At 41.9% G+C, this 21460-nt stretch carries 15 protein-coding genes; 11 read left to right on the plus strand and 4 right to left on the minus strand.

The genetic code is table 11. From position 1 onward, the window contains the following. Positions 1-158 precede the first annotated feature (158 nt). Complete coding sequence (locus KO525_RS13330) at positions 159-1382, plus strand: DNA-binding transcriptional regulator (RefSeq protein ID WP_215964318.1); 1224 nt, start codon at positions 159-161, stop codon at positions 1380-1382. Positions 1383-1506: 124 nt separating this feature from the next. On the opposite strand, the gene KO525_RS13335 is transcribed toward KO525_RS13330, so the two are convergent. The 3 genes from KO525_RS13335 to KO525_RS13345 form a co-directional block, all read right to left on the minus strand. Then, entirely contained in the window at positions 1507-2505 is a 999-nt protein-coding gene (locus KO525_RS13335; RefSeq protein ID WP_215964319.1) for a Gfo/Idh/MocA family protein, read from the minus strand. 2 nt (positions 2506-2507) lie between these two features. After that, positions 2508-4685 carry an alpha-glucuronidase family glycosyl hydrolase gene (locus KO525_RS13340; protein ID WP_215964320.1) on the minus strand — a complete coding sequence of 726 codons (2178 nt, stop codon included), beginning with the start codon at positions 4683-4685 and terminating at the stop codon, positions 2508-2510. A 109-nt stretch (positions 4686-4794) separates the two neighbouring features. Continuing rightward, on the minus strand, positions 4795-6252 hold the full coding sequence (locus tag KO525_RS13345) for a mannitol dehydrogenase family protein (RefSeq protein WP_215964321.1): 1458 nt from the start codon (positions 6250-6252) through the stop codon (positions 4795-4797). A gap of 195 nt (positions 6253-6447) precedes the next feature. Here KO525_RS13345 and KO525_RS13350 point away from each other — a divergent pair, with 195 nt between their 5' ends. From KO525_RS13350 to KO525_RS13395, 10 genes are all read left to right on the plus strand, one after another. Next, positions 6448-8412 (plus strand): sialate O-acetylesterase, encoded by a 1965-nt coding sequence (locus KO525_RS13350; protein WP_215964322.1) that lies wholly within the window; start codon positions 6448-6450, stop codon positions 8410-8412. Positions 8413-8567: 155 nt separating this feature from the next. Beyond that, complete coding sequence (locus KO525_RS13355) at positions 8568-11348, plus strand: endo-1,4-beta-xylanase (protein ID WP_215964323.1); 2781 nt, start codon at positions 8568-8570, stop codon at positions 11346-11348. A 1-nt stretch (position 11349) separates the two neighbouring features. Then, a complete protein-coding gene (locus tag KO525_RS13360; RefSeq protein WP_215964324.1) occupies positions 11350-14232 on the plus strand; it encodes a glycosyl hydrolase 115 family protein in 2883 nt (960 codons plus the stop codon). A gap of 6 nt (positions 14233-14238) precedes the next feature. Then, positions 14239-15201, plus strand: coding sequence for a C4-dicarboxylate TRAP transporter substrate-binding protein (locus tag KO525_RS13365; protein WP_215964325.1), 963 nt, complete (start codon positions 14239-14241; stop codon positions 15199-15201). Positions 15202-15291: 90 nt separating this feature from the next. After that, positions 15292-15855, plus strand: coding sequence for a TRAP transporter small permease (locus KO525_RS13370; RefSeq protein WP_215964326.1), 564 nt, complete (start codon positions 15292-15294; stop codon positions 15853-15855). Beyond that, positions 15852-17126, plus strand: coding sequence for a TRAP transporter large permease (locus KO525_RS13375; protein WP_215964327.1), 1275 nt, complete (start codon positions 15852-15854; stop codon positions 17124-17126). The genes KO525_RS13370 and KO525_RS13375 overlap by 4 nt, the downstream gene beginning before the upstream one ends. Positions 17127-17163: 37 nt before the next feature. After that, positions 17164-18372: a D-mannonate dehydratase ManD gene (manD, locus tag KO525_RS13380; RefSeq protein WP_215964328.1), complete on the plus strand. Its 1209-nt coding sequence runs from the start codon at positions 17164-17166 to the stop codon at positions 18370-18372. Between the two features lie 134 nt (positions 18373-18506). Then, positions 18507-19487: an aldo/keto reductase gene (locus KO525_RS13385; protein WP_215964329.1), complete on the plus strand. Its 981-nt coding sequence runs from the start codon at positions 18507-18509 to the stop codon at positions 19485-19487. Between the two features lie 290 nt (positions 19488-19777). Beyond that, a complete protein-coding gene (locus tag KO525_RS13390; protein WP_215964330.1) occupies positions 19778-20188 on the plus strand; it encodes a hypothetical protein in 411 nt (136 codons plus the stop codon). 106 nt (positions 20189-20294) lie between these two features. Continuing rightward, the gene (locus tag KO525_RS13395; protein WP_215964331.1) at positions 20295-20750 is read left to right on the plus strand and encodes a GNAT family N-acetyltransferase; all 456 of its coding nucleotides are present in this window, start codon (positions 20295-20297) and stop codon (positions 20748-20750) included. Between the two features lie 61 nt (positions 20751-20811). Here KO525_RS13395 and KO525_RS13400 read toward each other — a convergent pair whose 3' ends face one another. Beyond that, positions 20812-21414, minus strand: coding sequence for an adenylate/guanylate cyclase domain-containing protein (locus KO525_RS13400; protein ID WP_215964332.1), 603 nt, complete (start codon positions 21412-21414; stop codon positions 20812-20814). Positions 21415-21460: the final 46 nt, after the last annotated feature.

Below are 21460 nucleotides of genomic sequence, written 5' to 3' on the forward strand. Positions count from 1 at the left end.
AAGTATTTAACTCGCCCATCTACGAATTAAATGTAAAACAAATAAAACGTAATTCTGATTATGAAATTTCTTATACGAATATTTTTATTAATTCGTATAAGATGAATTTAAGTAGTAACGTTATAAATAGAGAGTTTTAAACCAAAGGGGTGGGCGATATGTTTGAAAATAAACATAGTATTACGCTGTTATTAAACGCGAGTAAAACATACGACCGAAAAGTGATTGAAGGAATAGGTCATTATCTACAAGCATCTAAAACGGATTGGGACTTATATTTGGAAGAAGATTTCCTAGCACGCTTCGATAATATTGATGAGTGGGGGGGAGACGGCATCATTGCCGACTTTGACAATCCGGAAATTCAAGAAGCACTCATGAAGACCACAGTACCGGTTGTTGGCGTGGGTGGCTCTTATAGCAATCCAGACGATTATCCAGATGTGCCGTATGTCGCTACCGACAATTATGAACTGGTGAATACCGCTTATCAGCACTTAAGACAAAAGGGCATAGAACGTTTTGCTTTTTATGGCACCCCAAAAGACGAACATCATCGTTGGTCCGAAGAGCGTGAAAAAGCCATTATTAGTATTTGCAAAGCGGATGGTTACGATTGCCAAGTTTATCGTGGGCATCCTATTAAGCCTGAAACCTGGCAAGATACCATTAAGCGTTTGTCAGATTGGCTACAGTCTTTACCAACACCTATAGGTATTATTGCCGTTACTGATGCTCGTGCCAGACATTTGTTGCAGGTTTGCGATCATACTGGGATGTTAGTGCCTGATAAATTATGTGTCATTGGTATCGATGATGACGAAATTGCTCGATTTCTTAGTCGTGTAACACTTAGTTCGGTGAGCCAAGGTTGTTTTGAAATGGGCTTTCAAGCCGCCAAAAAATTACATCGTTTACTCAACGGCCAAAAGTGTTCAACTAAACCCCACTTAGTGCCGCCAGCTGGTATTTTAGAGCGCCAGTCTACGGACTTTAAGGCGATTAAAGATACGCATGTCATGCAGGCGATGCATTTCATTCGTCAAAAGGCGTGTCGTGGAATTAAAGTTGATCAGGTTTTAGATTACGTGGGAATTTCTCGTTCTAATTTAGAGCAACGGTTTAAAGAGGAACGTGGGCATAGTATTCATAATGAAATTCATCATGAAAAGCTGAGAAAAGCCTGCAGTATGTTAAAAAATACTAGCCAAACAACCAGTGAAATTGCCAGTGTTTGTGGTTACCCATCATTGCAATATATGTATGCGATATTCAAAAAGCACTTTAATAAAACGCCGCGTGAATATCGTGATGATGCAAAAGGCGTCGTCAGCGAACCCGACAATTTAGATATTAGTGATATTAAATTAGAAGATGAGTAAGTTGGCGCACACTTTCTTTTAAGCCCTTGTTTTACTGTTTTTTTTGATGAGCTAATGAGTTCCTTGTTGAAATATTATTGATATTTTTAATATCTCAACAAGGATTTATATTTTTAGTCACAGCTTATAGCACGACCCAATTTTGTTTCTTATCGCTGGCAAATATTCCATCAATTACTTTCATGTTCGCTAGCGCATCAGTTAATGGCGTTGGTGTGGCTAATTTGTTATTTACTGCATTTACTAATGCATCCACTTGAAATACATATTGATCACAATTTTCTACTTTATGGACAGTTTTAACTTGATCATGACGCACTGTCAGTTCGGCTTGGCAATCGTCAGGTTGATAAAACGGATATTCAATTGTTAAGCTTCCGGTTTCACCAACTATGTAAACCCGTTGACTCGACTCACTTTGGGTTGAACAGAAGAAAGAGGTTTTGACATCCCCAAAGTCCAAAATGGCATTGGCATGTTTATCAACGCCAAAGTTAGTATCCATAACTAATGATCCCATGACTTTTTTAGGTTCTTGTCCTAATAAAAAGCGGGTTGCGGAAATACAATAGCAGCCGATATCCATCATCCCGCCACCACCTATGTTTGGCATGTTTCTAACGTTTTCTGGGTCAACGTTGTGAAAGGTAAATGCCGCATCAATTGTATGCACTGTTCCGATTTCACCGGCCTCGATGAGTTGTTTAGCAAGTGTCCATTGGGGATGAAAACGGTACATAAACGCTTCCATAATTTTTAACTGTGGATGTTTATCTGCAACTGCAATTAACTGCTCGACTTCGGCCACATCTAAGCCAATTGGCTTTTCACACAATACATGTTTACCAGCCTCTATGGCCCTAATGGTCCAAGGGACATGTAAGTGGTTTGGCAGTGGGTTATAGATAATATCTATACTTGGATCGTCAAGTAACGCTTGATAGCTCCCAAACGCATTTGGAATATTTGTTTCCTGAGCAAATTTTTCAGCTTGCGCTAAATTACGAGAGGCAACGCCATAAACCATCGATGAATTTGAGGCATGAATTGCAGGGATTAGTTTGCCTTTAGCGATATTGGCGGTACTTAGAATACCCCACTTTAGTTTTTTTGAATTAGTCATAACTAGCCTTGTCCTGGTGCGTATGGAAATGTTAAAGATTTGAAATAGTCTAACGACTTGTCTGGTTTACTTAACCCATTAGGTAGTGGGCGTTTTGAATAGGTTTGAAAATAAAGCACACAGGCGTCACGCCACCATTTTGCTTCTTCAACTTGAATTTCAAGTGCCATCTTAACCTGATTAAACTGATGAGGGGCGATATGGTTTTTTTGTGCTAGCCAGTCTTTTTCCATCTGTTCGGTAGCGACGACACCTCGATAGTAATGTTTTACGAGCTCATTCCAAAGTGTATCGCCAGATGGCATGGTGTAATCCCACGGTAAATGATGGAACCAAAGTAAAAGCGGTTGCGGTGTTTTAGCTGGGTCTTCAAACCTTGTTTGCCAATATGTTGCATATTGTGACACGGCGTTAGTGCCTTTACTGGTTCTATCTAATCCAATGCCGTAGTCATCCGCTCGGTGGTAATAAACCGGATTCCAATCGTCACGGCCCAAATTATCTACCCATGGGCCTGGTCCATAGTGATGGCCAGTGTCCATTAAATGATGCAGCCCTAAAGGTGTCATGTAGTTAACGATATTTTCACGGGATCTCATCATCATGTTGGTGATGCTATTAACACTGCTCTGTTCTTGAGTCAGTGTCATCTTTATCCAGTCCTGCGCTATTTCGTCGGCTGTTAAATCATGGTCCCAGGCCAAACGGCCATAGGCATACCAATTTGCCTGGCCAAAAATATGACCAGTCCAGTTTCTGTCGCTGCCAATGTTGGCAACACCGGCGATGGCTGTAATATTTTTATTAACTAACGTGCCGTCGATGATTTTAGCTACTGTAGAGCCTATGCCTTTAACTCTTGTATCGGCGTCGAGCACTTCTTTGTATAACGTTGCTAAGTACGCTAAATGGGTACTAAATCCGAGGTATTCCTGGGTAATTTGAAATTCCATTGCTAGCGGTGTTTTTGGCATGGCACCAAACATTGGACTAAAAGGCTCTCTAGGTTGAAAATCAATCGGGCCATTTTTGACTTGGATACTCACGTTTTTTTCAAATTGACCATCTAACGGCACAAACTCATTGTAGGCTTGCAGAGAGCGTTCTGTTTTTTCTTCATGTGAATAAACAAAAGCACGCCAGATAACATTGCCGCCATAAGGTTGCAGTGCTTTAGCAAGCATATTCGCCCCTTGAGCATGTGTGCGCCCGTAATCGCCTGGCCCCGGTTGACCTTCTGAATTTGCTTTTACCAAAAAACCACCAAAGTCTGGAATTAGCTTGTATATTTCAGCTGCTTTCCCTTGCCACCATTTTTGTACGTTAGGGTCTATAGGATCCGACGTGGACAAATTACCAATCTGCTGCGGCGAGCTAAATTTAATTGAAAGGTAGATTTTGATGCCATAAGGGCGAAATATATCAGCAAGTGAACGTACTTTTTCAAGCCAAGCTGGCGTTAGAATTAACGAGTTTGCATTAACATTGTTGACGACAGTGCCGTTAATACCAATAGACGCATTGGCCCTAGCATAGTCGAAATACCGTTGTTCTTTGTATTGCGGTAATTTATGCCAGTCCCAAATCGACTCTCCTGCATATCCGCGTTCGGTATGCCTATCGAGGTCGTCCCAGTGATTAAGCATTCTTAAGGCAATTTTAGGTGACTCAACAATGTTAACATACGAAAGCGGTTTGCCCGTTTGCATTATCTGAATTAATCGGTAGGTGCCATATAACAGACCAATATCAGATTTAGCCGTGACTAAAACATGTTGATTTTGCTTTTGGTCTGTTACGGTTTTAATGATAAAACCTTCTTTGTTTATCACCTTTAAACTGTGATCTAATTTATAGTTATGACGCAACTTTGAGTTAGCTTTTGAAATGATTAATCCGTTACTCTGCGGAACATTCGTCGACCAGTTAATTGAATTTCCCAATAGTGTAGGTAGGGCCTTTTTTAGCTCACGGTCTATAATACTGATGGTGTCGGATTGCCCTACAAGTTGCACATTGGCAATCTGGTCTAAATATAATAAGCGTTGTGTGTCATTTTCGATGAAAGTGTAGTTTAACCACAAGCGATAACCGTCATCGCCTTGGTCATATTCATTACACCAAGCTTTGCCACTGACGACGCAGTAAAAAAACAACAATAAAACGGTTATAACTTTCATGTTTGGGCTCCAAAATTGAGGGGTATTACGTCAAGTTGTCCGTAGACTGTGTCTTGAATTCCTTTGTTGTATAGGTAACTCGCTGAAAAGTCGTAATATTGGTTAGGCATTAGCTTGGACTTACTAAAGAAGACAATATCGCAGCGGGGACATGGCATAACGTCCGATAGGCTTGGGTCACTTGGGCAATAAAGTCGGGCTCGTCGGCGACACCTGAAAACAATTCGAGTGCCATAAAATGCGCAACATCTTGTTCTGCACTATCACAACAATAAGAGCTTATGGCTAATAATTGATGATTTAGTGGGTCTATCAACTCACTCTTGTTGCGAGATTTAATAATGACAAAGCGCATCCAAGCCGCGACAGCAAAACAGCAACTTTTGATCGGGAATCGATGTTTTATGTTGTGCACAATAATTGGCAATATTCGTACCTGCAGTTTTTGTGAACCATCCCAGGCTATTTGTGACAACAGATGTTTGATTGCCGGATTACGGTAACGTTGTAAAATTGCGCCACAATAAGACTCATAGTTCATTTCCTTAGGGATGACTAACGAAGGTTTGATCTCGGTTTTTAGCATGTTGGAGATGAATGTATGCAGCACTTCATTGTTGATCGCGTTGTATACCGTATCGATATCGAGCAAGTGGCCTAGATAAGCAAGTGTTGAATGTGTGGCATTGAGCACTCTGAGTTTGGCGTTTTCGTACCCTGCAATGTCGTGCGTAAATGTCACACCGACATCGCACCAGGCTGGAGTATCATCGGGTAATATGTCTTCGATTACCCACTGGGTAAAGGTTTCACGTTTAATTGGCCAATTGTCGCTGTAACCAAACTGTTGTTCGATTTGCACCGCCATGTCGGCGTCAGTTGCCGGGGTAATAGAGTCAACCATAGTGCGGGGGCAAATGACACCGGTCTGAATTATGTCGGCCAATGTTGTATCGACAAGTTGTGCATAGTTAACCAAGGCGGCTTTTAGTTTGACGCCGTTATCATTTAAATTGTCACAACTAATGATGGTTAAGGGGGAGGTGTTTTGCTGGTGGCGTATTTTACAGGCAAGGAATAACAAGCCAATTGCCGACTCAGGACGTTCAGCGTTTAACAAATCTCGTTTAATTATGGGATGATTACAGTCCAAACGACCTTTGGCGTCAAGGCAATAGCCCTTTTCTGTAATTGTTAACGTCACTATCTTTGTGGTTGCGGCCGTGAGACGAGAGACAACCTGACTGAAATCTTCCTGTAACGCGAGAACCTCTTTGACCGAGCCAATAATTGAATATTGTGTAGTGTTATCCTGCTCAACTAAGGTGTATAAACCCTGCTGTGGTTCTAACTGTTGTTTAACGCGATTACTATTTAAAGCAATAGCACAAATACCCCAGTTTCCAGCTTTTACATTAAGTGCTTGTTGAGTATACCAAGCCTGATGTGCTCTGAAAAAAGCGCCAGGACCTAAATGTACAATACCAATTTGGGTTTGTTGTCGGTCGAATTTCGGTTTTAGGATGTCTTTGCTAAGACGATCCAAATTGTTTTGGGTTAACTGCATTACATTTAAATTCTTATTATTATGTTGATATAAGCGGTTTCAGCATTTTTGTTTGCCTATAAACAATATCAAATAAAAAACCGTAAAGCTCAACACTAAATAAAATCATAACTTTGTTGTGGTTTTAGATAATAATCTTATGGCTAAAAGTGATTACAATCGTGGCTTGTTTGTCGATTCCTAGAGGTTGTCTTTATGTTTAATTTAATCAGCAGAGCATTAGGCTGTTGCGCTTTTTTGCTATTTTTTAGTGCGTCTGCAATCGCAAATATAAGTCTACCTCGGTTGATTGGTGATGGGGTTGTTCTGCAAAGAGACAGTAACAATCTACTATGGGGATGGGCGGATAATCACGAACAAGTTTCAGTAAGTTTAGACGGCAAATTGATAGGCACAGTCACCGCCTTAAACCAAAAGTGGTCGATAAATTTACCACCTCAAATCGCTGGTAGTGACCACAAAATCGTTATTAGTGGGCATAATACATTAACAATAAGGGATGTTTCGTTTGGTGATGTGTGGCTAGCCTCTGGGCAGTCAAACATGGAATTGACCATGGCGCGAGTTAAAGTCAAATACCCCGAAGAGTTTACTTTAAGCCAATACCCAAATATCCGCTTATTTAAAGTCCCACGAAAATATGATTTTGAGCAGGCTCAAGATGACGTAACATCGGGGTCGTGGCAGCGTGTAGATAGCTCAAACTTAGGGCAGTTTCCTGCGGTCAGCTATTTTTTTGGAACCCGTCTCGCAGAAAATCACCAGATCCCGATTGGCATTATAAATAGTAGTTATGGTGGCTCGCCAGCGGAAGCTTGGCTTAGTGAATCGGCCCTAGAGCAGTTTCCACATTACCTCGATATCATTAATAAATACCGTCAAGAAAATTATCTCGCTAATTTGATAGCCAGCGATCATAAACGGAATGACGATTGGTACAACCAACTAAACGCTCAAGATTTAGGGCTGAAACCCAATGACAAAAACCTGACTTGGTCTGACCGCGACTATGACGCTTCGATGTGGCAAACCACGGTTTTACCGTCATTTTGGCAAGACAAAGGCATTGACACAAAAAATGGTGTGGTGTGGTTTCGAAAGGAATTTGAATTATCCAAAGCTGAAACCAACCTACCTGCGAAACTGATTTTGGGTCGTATTGTTGACGCTGACACTGCATTTATCAACGGTCGGAAAGTAGGTAATACCACTTACCAGTATCCACCGCGTCGATATAGCGTTGATAAAAACATTTTGAAGGCGGGTAAAAATGTGGTGGTGGTTCGAGTGATTAGCAGTGCCGGAAAGGGTGGGTTTGTTAGTGATAAACCTTATCAGCTCAATGTTGGAAGTCGGACAATTGATCTAAATGGTCCATGGCGCTATCGAGTTGGAGCAGAGTCGTTACCACTTGCGGGTCCTAGTTTTCAGGAATATAAACAGCCACTTGGTTTTTTCAATGCGATGTTATCGCCTATTTTGAAGACCAAGATCAAAGGAGCAATTTGGTATCAAGGTGAATCAAATACTGACCGACCAACTGAATACACAACTTTATTTCCTGCCATGATCCGAGATTGGCGCAAACAGTTTCAACAGGGTAATTTCCCCTTTATTTTTGTTCAGTTAGCTAACTTTATGGCAGAAAACAATAAACCTGTAGAAAGCCAATGGGCAGAAACTCGAGAAGCGCAACGATTGGCATTGGCCGAGCCGAACACGGCAATGGCAGTGACGATTGATATCGGTGAATGGAATGACATTCACCCGTTGAATAAAAAAGACGTTGGTGAACGATTGTTCCTTGCGGCTCAAAAGCTGGCTTATGGCAACAATGAAGTAGTGTACTCAGGTCCAGAAATAAGCAAGGGTAAAGTGGTCGACAATCACGTTTGGCTGAGTTTTAAGTTGTTTGGTAGCAAACTAGCGATTCGAAATAAAGCCAACGAGAACGCCCCTTTATTGGGATTCAGTCTCGCAGGAAACGACGGTAAGTTTGTGTGGGCCAATGCCACTATTGTCGGAGACAAAATAAAAGTGTGGAGCAACCAAATCAGCAACCCAGTAACGGTCCGCTATGGGTGGGCAGATAATCCAGTCAAGGCGAATTTAATTAATGTTCATGGGCTGCCTGCGTCGCCATTTCAGCTTTCCATTTGAAGAAGAACTTTGAAATAACCGACTGAGTTATTTTTGTTCTAAGCGTTTACAAATAGGTAAATTTCATAACTTAAATATGACAAGCAATAAAAGCACGGAATTTGGATAGGTAGTAGTCTCAAGAAATACTAGCCTAAATAATAATAAAAATAATTATGCTCAAATTAGCCCAAATACCGTCAAATCGCTTTATTATATCAACATTAGCAAGTGTGCTACTTATGGGGTGTAGCCCCACAATCACAAACGTCCCAAACGAATCCCAGGTTCTAAAATCGAATGTTTTTTCCATCGATTCAGTCCCTCCGCTTAAATCGTTAGTCGACTTCCCTGTTGGGGTTGCCGTCCCTGCAGATCCATATGCGCATAGTTTATTAATCAGTTCTGAACGCCAAGAAGTCGTTGAAACTCACTTTAATAGCCTGACCGCTGAAAATATTATGAAAATGATGTTTTTGCAGCCCGAGCCAAACAAGTTTGCTTTCACCCATGCCGATGCTTTGGTTGAATATGCACACCAAAAAAATATGATAATGCATGGCCATGCGCTGGTTTGGCACACGCAATCTCCGAAATGGATGAATGATTATCAAGGTTCAAAAGACGACTTCAAAGCACTGTTAAAAAATCATATATCGACTGTCGCCGGCCATTTCTCTGGAAAGTTAAAAAGTTGGGATGTAGTAAATGAAGCATTTTTAGATGATGGCACTCCGAGTAACCCAACAAAATACCGAGAAACCATTTGGTATAACAACATTGGTCCTGAATATTTGGAAATGGCCTTTAGGTTAGCAAGAGAAGCTGACTCTGAAGTCGATTTATATTACAACGATTACAATTTAGTAAATAATGACAGCAAAATAGACCGTGTGGTCAAAATGCTAGAAGACTTTCAGCAACGCAATGTGCCAATTGATGGCATTGGCTTTCAAGTCCATATCGATACTGACACACCAAGCATAAAAAATATCAAAGAGGCTTTTACAAAAGTTGTTAAAAGAGGGGTTAAGGTTAGAATTTCGGAGCTAGATATTGCCGTAAACCAATCGGAGCAATATTCGGAGTTAACCGAAGAAGTCTCGACGTTACAACGCCAACGGTACGCTGAAGTGGTTGATGCCTATATGGATGTGGTTCCTGAACATTTACGAGGAGGCATAACGCTTTGGGGGATCACCGATAGCGATAGTTGGATCCCAGGATTTAAAAAACGTGCAGATTGGCCTTTATTATTTAATGAGAAGTTTCAAAATAAACCTGCACTAGTTGGCATGGCTGAAGGGTTAACCGGCCAAACGCCAAACCCCAAAACCGTCGAATTTGATTGGTTTGAATACCAAGGTATGGATGAAATATTTTCTGGACCTATGCCGGAAGGGCAATATCAAAACCCTGTTATTTCTGGATTTTTCCCGGACCCGAGCATCACACGTAAAGGAGACGACTATTACATTGCTGTATCTTCTTTTGCCTACAACCCTGGTGTACCAATTCTGCATAGTCGCGATCTAGTGAATTGGAAGCTTGTGGGTCATGCGTTAACTAATCAAAAGCAACTCGACTTAAGAGGTAATCAAGTATCGCAGGGGGTTTACGCACCGACAATCCGTTATCATGACGGATTATTTTATATGATCACAACTGCGGTATATGGTGGCGGCAACTTTTTTGTCACAGCCGAAGATCCTGCGGGTGAGTGGTCAGAACCTTATTGGTTACCGGAAATTGGTGGGATTGACCCAGACATATTTTTTGACGACGACGGGAAAGTTTACATCGCGCACAATGATGCACCTGTTGGTGAACCTTTATATGAAGGTCACCGGGCAATTTGGATGTGGGAATATGACCTAGCTGCTAAAAAAGTCATCAAAGACTCAGGCCGAGTTATTGTAAATGGCGGCGTCGACTTAGCAAAACAACCGATTTGGATTGAAGCACCACACATATACAAAATAGATGGTTGGTATTATTTGATGTGTGCTGAAGGTGGTACTGCGGATCAGCATTCAGAAGTTGTGTTTCGAGCGAAAAACATAAACGACCCATTTATTCCATATTCTGGTAATCCGATTTTAACTCAGCGTGACTTAGCTGATGATCGAATAAACCCAATTACAACGGCAGGCCACGCCGACTTAGTGCAAACGCCACAAGGCGACTGGTGGGCGATATTTTTGGCAACTCGTGCTTATGATCAACGGTTTTATAACACGGGGCGCGAGTCATTTTTATTACCCGTAACCTGGAATAATGGCTGGCCACATATTCTTGAACAAGGCAAAGCAATTCCGCACCGTTTACCTAAACCCGCCATTAACAATTCCCTTGATATTGATGAAAAACAAACGGGCAATTTTATCTGGCGTGATGAATTTGACGGTCAAAAACTGAATGTAAATTGGAATACATTACGCAGTTTTTATAGTGGATGGTATGAGTTAGCCGATGGCAAAATGAACATCACACCTGCGCCAATTGATTTAACGTCATTAAAGCAGCCGGTTTTTTTGAGTCGTCGCCAGCAGCATATGACTTATCAAGTCACAACAGGCTTAGCGCTCCCTCAATCTACAGATATTTCAGCTGGGTTAGTGGCATTTCAAAACGAGTTTTACCATTATTATTTGGGAGTTAAAAAGATCGGCGATGGCAAATTTCAACTATTTTTGGAAAGAACAAAGGATAAAAACGCTTCTGAACCAAGAAAGATAATCAAGCAAGTTGAAATCAGCGCTAAAAACGACCAGCAACTCGTTTTAGAAATAAGTGGTGACAAGGCTGATATCAGCTTTGCATACCAAATTGCGGATGGTGAAAAAATAACGTTAGCGGCGAACTTGGATGGCAAAATACTCAGTACTGCGATTGCTCAGGGGTTTGTCGGCACTATGTTAGGCATCCATAGTCGAATTGAAAGTACGGATAAGTAGGATGAAATCGTTTTCTATTATTTGTAATACAATAGTCGCGTTATTCATCTGCATCTTATCGACTTCGATAAGCCAGGCAAATGACGGCGATTATGTCCTCTTTAACTCGTTGAATGCGGACTTTGGCATTGTTCAAAACGATAGGGTTGCTGATATCTACGTTGATAAAAGTGACCATAAGGGCGTATTACGAGCAGTAAACAATCTGCAAGCTGATATAAAAAAGGTGACGGGGAAGCTCGCCACAGTTTCAAATTCAAATCATACGCCTGATAACGCTGCACTTATCATTGTTGGTACGATTGGCCGCAGCGCTTTAATCGACCTACTTGTCCATACTCAAAAGCTGGATGTTGAAAGCTTGCAAGGTCAATGGGAGGCGTTTCGAATTGAGGTAATTGATAACCCGTTTCCTCAATCACACCCATCAACAAAAAAAGCATTAGTCATCGTTGGGAGTGATAAGCGGGGAACAACCTTTGGGGTTTATGATTTAGCAGAAAAAATTGGCGTTTCACCATGGTATTGGTGGGCTGATGTGCCCGTTAAACAAAGTAAGCAGCTATATGTCAAACATAATACGCACTATCAAACTCAGCCTAAAATAAAGTACCGAGGCATTTTTCTTAATGACGAGGCCCCGGCGCTGACTAATTGGGTTAAGGCCAAATTTGGTGAATATAACCATCAATTTTACCAACACATCTTCGACTTATTGTTGCGACTAAAAGCCAATTTTCTTTGGCCTGCAATGTGGAACAATGCCTTTAGTGATGACGATCCTTTAAACATGGTGTTAGCCGACGAATACGGCATTGTCATGAGCAACTCTCACCATGAACCCATGTTGTGCGCTGATAAGGAGTGGGACCGTCGTGGCACAGGCAAATGGGATTACGACGTTAACGCCGAAAATCTATATCAATTTTGGCAAAAGTGCGCCGAGCGCAATAAGCCATTTGAAAGCATTTATACCTTAGGTATGCGTGGTCAACACGATACGCCAATGAGTGAAAATGAGAATATTGAGTTATTAGAACACATCGTGGCGGACCAGCGAACGATTCTCTCAAATGTCTTTAAAGACAGGGAGGTAAGTGACGTACCGCAGGTTTGGACGCTTTATAAAGAAGTGCAAAGTTATTACGAAAAGGGCATGCGTGTGCCTGACGATGTTACCTTACTTTGGTCAGACGATAATTGGGGCAATATACGCCGATTACCAACGCCGCAGGAGCGCAAGCGAAAAGGCGGGGCAGGGGTGTATTATCATTTTGACTATGTTGGCGGTCCACGTTCTTATCGCTGGATAAATACAACACCTATTGCAAAAATTTGGGAGCAAATGGCGCTCGCTTACCAGTTTGACGCAAAACAAATCTGGCTCACTAATGTTGGCGACTTAAAGCCGATGGAATACCCAACGGATTTCTTCCTTACCTATGCGTGGGATCCCGAGGCAATACCAAAAGAAAAATTAGCAGAATATACTCATGAATGGGTGAAACAGCAGTTTGGTGATAAATATGCGACCCAAATAGCAAGTATTTTGACGACATACACCCGTCATAATGGTCGTAGAAAACCAGAACTCATGGATGTCACTACGTATAGTCAGTTTAATTACAATGAAGCCGACCGAATTTCGGTTGAATTATCCGATGCGGTAGACCTAGCTGAGCGCATAAATAATACGTTATCTGACGATAAAAAATCGGCTTATTTCCAATTGGTTTTGCATCCAATAAAAGCAACGGCGAATCTTTATGAGCTATACAATAACGTCGCTAAAAATAGGTTGTACGCCAGCCAAGGGCGCGCCAGCGCAAATAAATATGCGGCGGCTGCCCAAAAAAACTTTGAAACAGATGCCGCTTTAAAAGCAACTTACCATCAATTAAATAATGGTCGCTGGGCGCATTTTATGGATCAAACTCATATTGGTTATACCCATTGGAATAATCCACCAGCAGACGTAATGCCCTGGTTGGCAACAAGCTCGCCTGCTAATGTTTCTGACATGGGGGTTGCTGTAGAAGGCACTGCCAATGTTTGGCCTCATATCGACCGATTAGTGCTAGACCAATTCAGTCCGTTTGGGCAAAAACAGCGTTACATTGATGTTTTTAATAAAGGGTTAATGCCATTTGAGTTTAGCGCGACAGCCAGCAAAACATGGGTAACGTTAAGTCATAACAAGGGGTTGTTAACAAACGATACACGCATATTAGTAGGTGTTGATTGGGCAAATGCTCCTAAAGGTGAGTTAAGTGCAACGGTATTTATCAAAGGCACCGGTTGGGGCGGCGCGACAGTTAACATCAGTGCATTTAATCCAGGCAATACAGCGGTGCGCGGATTTGTCGAAGCGGACGGTTATGTTGCTTTAGAAGCCGTTAGTGCACAGGCACTTGGTTCTACTGATAATGCAAGTTGGCAAGAGATCCCGTTCCATGGACGCACGCAATCGTCGATGTCAGCAATGTCAAAAAATATTGACCAAAGCATTCAAAATTATAAAGACGCGCCTTACCTAGAATATGATTTATTTCTATTTAACCAAGGGGCCGTGGAGATCCAAACCTTAGTCGCGCCAAGTCTAAATTTTGTGCCTACACGTGGTTTAAGATTCGCCATCGGATTTGATGATGAAGAGCCAATAATGGTTGATGTCTTAGAGAATAGTAAGCAAAACGATTGGCAGGAGTCTGTCAAAAATGGTGTGCGCTATGCGGTGAGTCATCACAATGTAAAACAGCCGGGAGCGCATAAGCTACGGATTTATATGGTGGATATTGGAGTCGTTATCCAAAAAGTCATTGTAAATACTGGCGGACTTAAAAAGAGCTATTTAGGCCCAGAGCAGAGCATGTGGGTGGACTAATTTAAAATGAAACTACTCATTTTCATCCTCGTCACTTTAGTTTTTATTCGTCCAGTTTATGGGGGTGTAACTGAGCTAAATGTGATCACTTCGCTTAGTAGCTCTGATCCTATGTATCAAGGCTTGCTCAAGTTTAAACAGGGCGTTGAAACAGCAACAAATAATGACATTATTGTTAGGATTTTTGTAGGGTCACAACTTGGCAGCGACAACGATATATTAGAACAGGCGCGTGCTGGAGCGAACGTTGCGGTTCTGGTCGATGGCGGCCGGTTGGCAATTTATCAAAATGAGATGGGCATATTAGGTGCCCCTTATTTGGCTAGTGGGCTGGCGGAGGTCAAAAAAATTGTTACCTCAACAGTCTTTAACGCTTGGGCTGCGCAACTTAGTCAAAACGCGGGGTTAAAGGTATTGTCTTTTAACTGGTGGCAGGGCGAACGGCACTTGTTAACACACAAAGAAATTAACCATCCAGATGACTTGATTGGCGTTAGAATACGTACCATTGGCGCCCCCGTTTGGTTAGAGACAATCCGTGCGCTCGGTGCTACGCCTACGCCTTTAGGTTGGACTGAAGTGTATAGCGCATTGCAACAAAAGGTCATTGACGGTGCCGAAGCTCAACATCCGGGCACATGGGGTTCGCGTCTTTATGAAGTTATCACCTACATCACTAAAACAGCTCATATCAATCTAATATCGGGCCTTGTGGGCAGCGCAACTTGGTTCGACAAACTTTCGATAGCACATCAATTGATAGTCACTGAACAAGCGTTTTTAGCAGGGGAATTTGCCTCGAAACTCAACTTTGATTTATTAGCCGAATACGAAACAAAAATGCGCGATTATGGCGTTGTGATCCATGAAGTAGATAAACGCGCATTTATCGAAGCGACCAATAAAACCTATGACGTACTCGGTTATACCGAACTTAGAGCAAAGCTTAAGTTGAGTTTAAAACAATGAAATTATACTTAATCGAATGCTTCTCAATTAAAAACAATGCAATTGGAGCTAAGACAACTCACATCAACGCGATAACCGGTAACGCAACCAATGAATGACAAAATAGTTAAGTTTGAACAAAGATTAGCTGCGAGTTTATTGGTTGCGATTGTGCTGTTGGTTTTTTCGGCTGCCGTGATGCGTTCATTTGGCGCACCAATTATATGGTCGGTTGATTTTGCGCAACTGTTTTTTGCGTGGCTTGCCATGTTGGGGGCGGACCAAGCACTGCGCAATTTTGAACACGTTGGGGTTGACCTATTTGTTCGGCATTTGAGTTGGCAACACAGGGTGAAACTCGATTTAGTGTTGTTCAGTTTGATGTTTATCGGTTTAGTTATATTGCTTTTTTTTGGGCTTAAACTGGTACTGTTAAATCCACAACGCGAACTTGGCACAACGGGATTATCATATTCTTTGGTGACATTGGCTTTACCTGTTGGCGCCTTATTAATGCTAAATACAGTGCAACAGCAATGGCGAGCGTTATTTAGGTTGAGGCACGGAATACTGGCTAACATCAATTCAGATGGCGTTAAGCTACCAAGTTACCTGCTCAGTGAGTTAGAAGACGAACAAAAAGCTAACCTCGGACAAATGGGTGTAAATAAATGATCCTATTAGCGATATTTATTCTTTTACTCATTGTCGGCATGCCCTTGTCATTTAGTTTGTTATTGACCGGATTGGGCTATTTTACACTATCTGAACATATACCAATTCTCGTTGGGGTTCAGCGTATTGTTGCAGCGAGTCAGAGCTTTCCCTTACTTGCCATACCGTTTTTTATCCTCGCCGGGCAGGTGATGAATAAGTCAGGAATTACCCGCAGACTTATTTCGTTTTCAAACTTGCTGGTGGCTTGGATCACCGGCGGTTTAGCCCACGTAACAATTGTACTCAGCGCATTAATGGGAGGCGTGTCTGGTTCGGCAATCGCCGACGCCGCCATGCAATCAAGAATTCTGGGTAAACCTATGATTGATTCTGGGTTTAGTAATGGCTTTAGCAGCGCGATTATTGCGATAAGCGCTTTAATTACAGCGACTTTACCACCGAGCATTGGCCTTATTCTTTATGGTTTTGTTGGTAACGTATCAATTGGTAAGTTATTTATTGCTGGCATAGTACCTGGCATATTACTGACCATGATCCTAATGTTGACCGTATACATAGTCGCAAAAAAACGAGGCTACACGCCGGAGTCGAGTCAAAAACCAAGTGGTAAAGAAATTTGGCATGCCATGAAGGATTGTAAATGGGCACTGATTTTTCCGCTAATTTTAGTGGTCACAATACGTTTTGGTATCTTCACGCCCTCTGAAGCCGGGGCTTTTGCAGTTATCTACGCGGTATTAGTGGGTTGGCTGGCGTATGATGAAATTACCTTATCGAGTATCAAAAACGCACTTGTTGAAAGTGTTTCTGACATCGGCATGATCATGTCGATTATTCTATTTTCGGGGATGATTGGCTACCTCTTTGCTTATGAACAATTGCCGGTTGACCTCGCCACAGCGATAACTCAAGTCACTGAAAACCCTGGAATCGTACTATTGCTGTGCCTCGTATTATTGTTTGTTGTCGGCATGATAATGGAAGGCACAGTAACCGTATTACTCCTTACCCCTATTTTAGTGCCAATGATCCAATCAGTTGGTATTGATCCAGTGCATTTTGGTATTTTGATGTTGCTCATGGTGTCATTTGGCGGTACGACTCCCCCTGTAGGAATAGCGATGTATACCGTATGCGGCATTTTAAAATGTCCGACCGATGACTATGTGAAAGAAGCGATGCCGTTTTTCAGTGCGGTACTGGTGTTAATTGCGTTGTTAGCAATCTTTCCAGAAGTCGTTCTATTTTTACCTAATTTATTTTTCTAAGTTCGCGGCAAACTAAATTTAACCAGAGGAAAACGTTGTGAAAATTATAGATGCAAAAGTCATCGTTTGCAGTCCAGGACGTAATTTTGTGACCCTCAAAATTATCACAGACGAAGGCTTGTATGGGGTGGGTGACGCAACCTTGAATGGGCGAGAAAAAGCCGTTGTTTCTTACCTTGAAGATTATGTTATTCCAATGTTAATCGGCCGAGATCCTCAGCGAATTGAAGACATATGGCAGTATTTATATCGAGGCGTGTATTGGCGTCGTGGCCCCATTGGCATGACGGCAATAGCGGCGGTAGATACTGCTCTGTGGGATATTAAAGCGAAAGCCGCCAATATGCCTTTGTATCAGCTGCTCGGTGGTCGAAGCCGGGATAAAATCATGGTGTATACCCATGCCAACGGTCTTGATCTCGGATCAACCCTTGAGCAAGTGGGAAAAGCCATAGATCAAGGATACAAAGCGGTTCGTGTGCAATCTGGGATCCCAGGCGTGGCAGGGACTTATGGGGTTTCTAAAAACAACAAGAAGTACGAACCCGCAGACTCAGACTTACCTACGGAAGATACGTGGTCGACGGAAAAGTATTTAAACTATGCACCTAAGTTGTTTGCCGAGGTGCGAAAGCAGTTTGGTGATGATATTCATCTTTTGCACGATGTGCATCACAGGTTAACGCCCATCGAAGCGGCGCGATTAGGTAAAGAGTTAGAACCTTACCACCTGTTTTGGATGGAAGATCCGGTTCCGGCTGAAAACCAAGAAAGTTTCAAATTGATCCGTCACCACACAACGACCCCTATTGCGGTTGGTGAAGTCTTTAATTCAATTCATGACTGCAGAGAGCTTATTCAAAACCAATTGATTGATTATATTCGAACTACCGTTGTGCACGCCGGTGGCATTTCGCAGCTAAAACGTATCGCCGACTTTGCCAGTTTGTTTCATGTTAAAACAGGGTGTCACGGGGCGACCGATCTTTCGCCAATTTGCATGGCTGCGGCATTGCATTTTGATTATTCGGTAGCAAATTTTGGTATTCAAGAACATATGGCCCACAGTGAAAAAATGGAATCGGTATTCACCCGAGATTACCGTTACGTTGATGGCTATTTTACTCCAGGGGAGGCGATTGGGCACGGCGCTGATATCGACGAATCAATTGCCAAAAAATACCCATATAAACGTGCGTGTCTGCCGGTAAATCGCCTTGAAGATGGGACATTATGGAATTGGTAACAAGTCAAAAGAACAGTTGGTTTTAGGTACAAGGTCGGGTATTTAGCGGCCAAACAAGGAGCTTTATACCAATTAAATACGAACATAAATACGACGTTAATAATATTAAAAACACATTAGATGGGCCACACATTATGAAAAAAAGAACGTTAGGAAAAACCGGTTTTGAAGTTTCTGAGATAGGTTTAGGCTGTTGGCAGTTAGGCAATGACTTTGGTCCGGTTGAGGATAGTGAAGCAAAGGCAATATTGGATTCGGCTGCTGAGCAGGGAATTAACTTGTTTGATACTGCCGATGTATACGGCGGTGGGGTCAGCGAACAACGCATTGGGGATTGGCTAAAAACCCAAAAAGCTAAACCCGTTGTGATCACTAAAGTTGGTCGTGGTGGCGACTTGTTTCCGGATGGGTATAACAAAAACAGCGTACGAAAAAGCCTAGAAGGTTCAAAAGCTCGATTAGGTGTTGAGTCCCTTGATTTGGTGCAATTGCACTGCATTCCCCCGGAGATGTTAAAAACCGGTGAGATATTTAGTTGGATGGAAGCGTTTCAACAGGAAGGGTTGATCACACATTACGGCGCAAGTGTTGAAACCATTGAAGATGCTTTAGTCTGTTGCCAGTCGAATAGTCTGGCGACGTTGCAGATCATTTTTAACATCTTTAGACAAGACGCGGTTGAGAAGTTACTGCCTATAGCCGAGCAGAAGAATATCGGCATTATTGCCCGTTTGCCATTAGCGAGTGGCATATTAAGTGGACGGATGCAAAAAAATCGTACTTTTTCAGCCCAGGATCACCGTAACTACAACCGTGACGGCGCCGCATTTAATGTTGGTGAAACCTTCAATGGTCTGCCATTTGAACTTGGTGTTGATTTAGCTGACCAAGTGAAAACCATGCTCCCAAGTGACATGAATTTACTGCAGTGCTCACTGCGATGGTTGTTAGACCAACCTCAAGTCAGTACGGTTATTTCGGGCGCGAGCTCGTCACAGCAAGTGATTAGTAATGCGTTAACTAGTGACTTGCCACCATTGTCTCAAGCACTAAGCGCTAAGTTACAAACGTTTTATCAAGAGCAAGTTAGACAGCACATTCGCGGTGAAATATAACGAGTTCATCAGGGGGAATAGTCGTCCTTTTGTTAATGACAACTGAAAAGGTTAAACCGGTGTTTTTGTTATTTTCACTTTGATAGTGATATCGATTTCTTTTGACTAGAAAGCAATACTATATTGAACATTAACGAACCTATTGCGGAATAGCTTATTACACCGTAAATTAATCATTAATAAAAAAGCAAAACTAGCGATTAAGATCAGTGATAGGTATGCTTTTAATTGAGGGTGAAGTTAGAGATGCCCACGGAATAACAGTTAAAAACGAAAGGATGACCCACCAAATGAAACTAAAAAATATGTTGTTGCTTATGGCCTTCACTACATCATTTGTTAGCAGTGCCGCACAGACACCACAAGAAAGGTCGTTGTCTCAGGAACTTACGCAGGCTGTTATGGAAATAAATGCTGAAGGGCCAAAATTACTTGATACAGAAACCAGACTAGATTCAGCTGCCACTTTTAGAAACTTCATTATTTACAATAATACTATGGTTAATTACACGGCGGCACAATTAGATGTCACGTTATTAAACCCAATTATTCAAGAAGCCGTAATTAACACTTTATGCGCGAATAAAGGGTTAGAGAGTTTTATTGGCCTAGGCGTTATTATGGTTTATCGCTACCATGGTAAAAATGGTCAGTATATTACTGAGTTGTCTAAAGACATGGCGACCTGTAAATCATCGTAGCAATTAAGTCTGTTCCTAAAACTAACTGCTGTAATAAATGTCCGAAAACAGTTTTCAAAACCGGACCTAATGTCAGCTATTTACAATCTGTAAGGTATTGGTCGATATGGAAATACGAGTCGGCGGGTTAGAACATAAAGACGTTATTGCATTGTTACAAGAACACCACGGCGACATGATAGTTCACTCGCCACCTGAAAGTGTCCATGCGTTGGATATCAGCGGATTAAAAGCAAAGGACGTAACCTTTTGGAGTTTATGGATAGACAATAAACTGGCGGGGATTGGCGCACTAAAAGAGCTCAATAAAGAACATGGTGAAATCAAGTCGATGCGCACATCGGCTGATTTTTTAAGGCAAGGTATGGCTCAAAAACTATTAACTCATCTTATCCACGAAGCCAATCAACGGTCATACAAACAGTTAAGTTTAGAAACGGGCACGGCGGAAGCATTTATACCGGCTCAACAGCTTTACCTTCGATTTGGGTTTAAACAATGTCCGCCTTTTGGGCAATATATCGAAGATCCTTACAGTATGTTTATGACTAAATTTCTGTAATAAAAAGTTTTTAAAAACAACCGTGTTTGCCACTTTGGTGGATTAATTAGCCTATAAATGGTTAAGGTGATAAATACCAAGTGTCAATCGAAATGCCTTTTTCAGCGACAAATTTACCAGAAAATTGAAATTTGTCCGACGATTGATTTTTCGCTCGGTCAGTGACAAGTACATCCCAGGGTTTTGCAGTGTCTTCTCCAAGCTTACTTGCGACATTAACTGGGTCGCCAAACATATCTGCGTTATTGATATTTAGTATTTTGCCGCAGTCAATGCCTGAGCAAAGTTCGATATCCCATATATCTGGGGTTTTAGCATTTTCTGCCTTCATTTTATGGTTTATTTCTTTTATGCAGGCAAGCGCAGAGTCGACGTCTTCAAATTTTGAAAATGAATTGTCCGCAACAAATTTTATGACCAGCCCTTTATGTTTAGCGACTGACAAGGCTATGGCATCTTGCATACGCTTGATCATCGCAAGGTAGTAAATGATACCGTGCTGCTGCGTTACTTTTGAAAAATGAGACATGTCAGTGACTAACACGGTAGCGTCTTGACCAAACATAGCCCATAAATCTTCTTCTATATCACCGCATTCTCTGGGACTTAAATCGCCCATCGATGTGAGTAATCTATAGAGTCTCGGGTGTTCAATTATATTCATATAGATATCACTTTAATATTCCTGTATTTAAAAGATAGCACGTCTT

This window comes from Psychrosphaera sp. B3R10, assembly GCF_018861025.1.
In the GTDB taxonomy this organism is placed as follows: Bacteria; Pseudomonadota; Gammaproteobacteria; order Enterobacterales; family Alteromonadaceae; genus Psychrosphaera; species Psychrosphaera algicola.